The following is a 3,150-nucleotide window of genomic DNA, read 5'->3' as shown; positions in this document are numbered from 1 at the left end:
CGTCAGCGGAAAATACGGTTTGCGCAGCAAAAAGAAGATCACCGCCGGAACGTTCATAAGCTCCCCCGCCATCAGCAGGACGATTGTTCCCGCATGTGGTGCAAACGGGCCTGCCGCGGCAATCGCCGTCAGCACGCCATAAAACGCGCCCGCGATCATGCGGATCACAAGTAAAATGAGTATGATACCATATGTTGCTTTGTGCGGGGCTTGCGTGTTCGCCATAGTGTTCTCCTTTTTTATCTGCTAAAATAATACCCCGTTCTCGAACTGTTTAACAAAATGACGCATCAAAAAACTCCGGATGATTTGTCCGGAGTTTTTTCGATTGCTTATTTGAAGCTCAATAATTCGTCCGCCGTCTTCCTCTTGGGCATCTGCGGGCTCTCGTCCGGATATCCGATCGGGATCAACGCGGCAACCTTCTGTCCCTCGGGAACGCCTGCCGCGGCAGCGACCTTTTCGTCGTCAAAAATCCCCATGATCACGCTGCCAAGCCCTTCGTTATGTGCCGCCAGACAGAACGTCTGCGACGCGATGCCCGCGTCAAACATTTCCCAGCGGTCTTCCTTGCTCGTCGAAAAGCTTCCGTCGCGTTCAAACCCGCTGCGTCCCGCAACATACGTAACGATCACCAGCGCCGGCGCGTTTTTGATGGTCGCCGCGTTAAAGGCAAAATCCATCACGCAGTTGTCCGCGATCTCGTTTTTGAGAGCGGTATCCTCGATCACGATGTAACGCGCGATCTGTGCGTTTTTCCACGACGGCGCACACGCAGCCGCTTCCACCACGCGACCAAGCACATCATGGCCTACCTGCTCGTCCTTAAACTTGCGAACGCTTCTTCTCCCCTTGATCCCTTCCAGAAACTCCATGTCCTTACCCTCCTAAAAGTCTTTAAAGGTCGGCTTGCGTTTTTCTACGAAAGCCTCCATTCCTTCCTTCTGGTCATGTGTCGTAAAGCACGCTGTCCAGCCGTCCGCCTCCTTACAAAGGCCTGCGTCGATGTCAAGCTCCACGCCCTCGTTGATAGCCTGCTTTGCCTGCCTTACGCCATACATCCCCTTGCTCATGATCTTCATTGCAAGATCGCGTGCCGTACGCATCAGCGCCTCCGGCGCGACCACCTTGTTCACAAGGCCGATGCGGTAAGCTTCCTCCGCACTGATCATGTCCGTAGAAAAGATGATCTCCTTCGCAAGCCCCTTACCCACGATGCGCGGCAATCTTTGCGTTCCGCCGAATCCCGGCATAATACCGAGGTTCACCTCCGGCTGCCCAAACTTCGCCCTGCTGCTCGCGAGGCGGATGTCGCACGCCATCGCCAGCTCGTTGCCGCCACCGAGCGCATATCCGTTCACCGCCGCGATCACGACCTGCGGTAAATTCTTAATTTTGGAAAAGACCGACTGTGCAAATTCAGATATCTCGCGGCCTTCCTTGTCGTCCATATCCTGCATTTCGGAAATGTCCGCGCCCGCGACAAACGCCCTGCCTCCCGCGCCGCGTACGATAAGCACCTTGACTTCTTCGTCAGCCGCCACCATATCGGCGACCGCGCCGATCTCTTTTAACGTCTCCGTGTTGAGCGCGTTCATAGCGCGCGGACGGTTGATCGTCAGATAGCCGATCCCGTTCTGCACGCTGTACAGCACGTTCTTCATGCCCACGTTGTTTTCCACATTGGGCGCAACATATGCAAACCCTGCCTCGCGCGCCGCTCTCACTGCTTCGGTCAGCTTAGGTACGATCGCGCACACGTCTCCCACGATGCCTAAGTCTGCCACATCGAAGATAGGCGCCGTATCGTTTTTGTTGATCGCGATAACCACGTTCGAGTTTTCCATGCCCGCTACATGCTGGATCGCGCCGGAAATCCCACAGGCTACATACAGCTCAGGACGTACGGTCTTTCCCGTCTGTCCGACCTGCCGTTCCTTGTCGATCCAGCCAAGGTCGACCGCCGCACGTGACGAAGCGACCTCTGCTCCCAGCGCCTCCGCCAGGCCGTGCAGCATCCCGAAGTTGTCCGGACAGCCAATCCCGCGGCCTCCACTTACAATATACTTCGCCTGCGTGATATCCGCAACCGTTTTTTCCTTTTTGATCACCTCGAGGATCTCGATATTTTTATCCGCTTCCTCAAAGGCCACCTTGGCCTCGCGTACCACGCCTTCGCGCTGCTCGTCCTTTTCAAGAGGTTGCATCACACCCGGCCGCACGGTCGCCATCTGCGGCCTGTGGTTCTTGCACTGGATCACCGCCATCAGGTTCCCGCCAAACGCCGGACGCGTCATGCGCAGCAGCTTTGTCTCCGGGTCGATGCACAGCGCCGTACAGTCCGCCGTCAGGCCGGTTTTGACACGTGCGGAAATACGCGGCGCCAAATCGCGCCCGATGGACGTCGCGCCAAACAACACGATCTCCGGCTGCTCCTCACGCACCACCTGCGTCAATGCCTTGGCGTAAGGCTCCGTCATATATTCCTTCAGCATCGGGTCGTCAACAAAAACGACCTCGTCCGCGCCATAATAAACAAGCTCCTGTGCCTTGTCCGCAACGCCGTCGCCCAGCAGTACGGCAACCACTTTTTGTCCTAAGTCCTGTGCAAGGCTCGACGCCTCACCCACCAGCTCATATCCAACGCTGCCGATCACACCGTCGCGCTGTTCCACAAATACATATACATTTTTGCTCATTTTCCGCTCCCCCTATACAATGTGGTTTTCCTTGAGCGTCGCCATGATCGCGTCCACAGCCGCATCAACAGTCAAACCCTTCAGCAGCGCGCCCGCGGATTTCTGTTCCTTGGTATAGGATTTCACGACGTTGGTCGGCGATCCCTTCAGCCCGATCGCCGCCGGATCGAGAAGGTCTTTCAGTGCCTCGAAATCCAAATGATGGATGGACTTTTCTTTTGCGTCGATCACGCCGCCCACCGTCATATACCGCGGCTGTGCCAGCTCTGTGATCGCTGTCAGCAGGCAGGGTAACTTAGCGCGCACCTTATGGTATCTGTCCTCAAACTGCCGCAGTGCCACGATCGCGCCGTCCTCGATTTCCACTTCCTCCACATACGAAATCTGCGGAATCCCCAAATGTTCTGCGATTTGCGGGCCAACCTGTGCGGTGTCTCCATCAATTGCCTGA

3 protein-coding genes and 2 pseudogenes are annotated in these 3,150 nt (G+C 56.3%); all 5 read right to left on the bottom strand.

The features are described 5' to 3' along the window. Positions 1 to 225 (bottom strand): hypothetical protein (locus VB081_RS01070; RefSeq protein ID WP_323399018.1); only part of this gene is annotated, 225 nt, incomplete at its 3' end. Positions 226 to 332: 107 nt separating this feature from the next. Further along, positions 333 to 875, bottom strand: a complete 543-nt coding sequence (locus VB081_RS01065; RefSeq protein WP_323399017.1) for a nitroreductase family protein — start codon at positions 873 to 875, stop codon at positions 333 to 335. Between the two features lie 12 nt (positions 876 to 887). Further along, positions 888 to 1,628 (bottom strand): annotated as a pseudogene (locus VB081_RS14945) (enoyl-CoA hydratase-related protein); the annotation flags it as partial. 84 nt (positions 1,629 to 1,712) lie between these two features. Then, positions 1,713 to 2,699 (bottom strand): annotated as a pseudogene (locus VB081_RS14940) (electron transfer flavoprotein subunit alpha/FixB family protein); the annotation flags it as partial. Between the two features lie 12 nt (positions 2,700 to 2,711). Continuing rightward, the coding region (locus tag VB081_RS01050) for an electron transfer flavoprotein subunit beta/FixA family protein (protein WP_442872691.1) at positions 2,712 to 3,150 on the bottom strand (439 nt) is incomplete at its 5' end.

The organism is Christensenella sp. (genome assembly GCF_034927525.1).
Taxonomy (GTDB): Bacteria; Bacillota; Clostridia; order Christensenellales; family Christensenellaceae; genus Christensenella.
Note: the sequence above shows the minus strand (reverse complement) of the source record. Positions and strands in the feature narration are given on the sequence as shown.

Excerpts from the sequence above, each read along its gene's own strand:
- VB081_RS01065 (WP_323399017.1), bottom strand. The coding sequence starts at position 875 with ATGGAGTTTCTGGAAGGGATCAAGGGGAGAAGAAGCGTTCGCAAGTTT.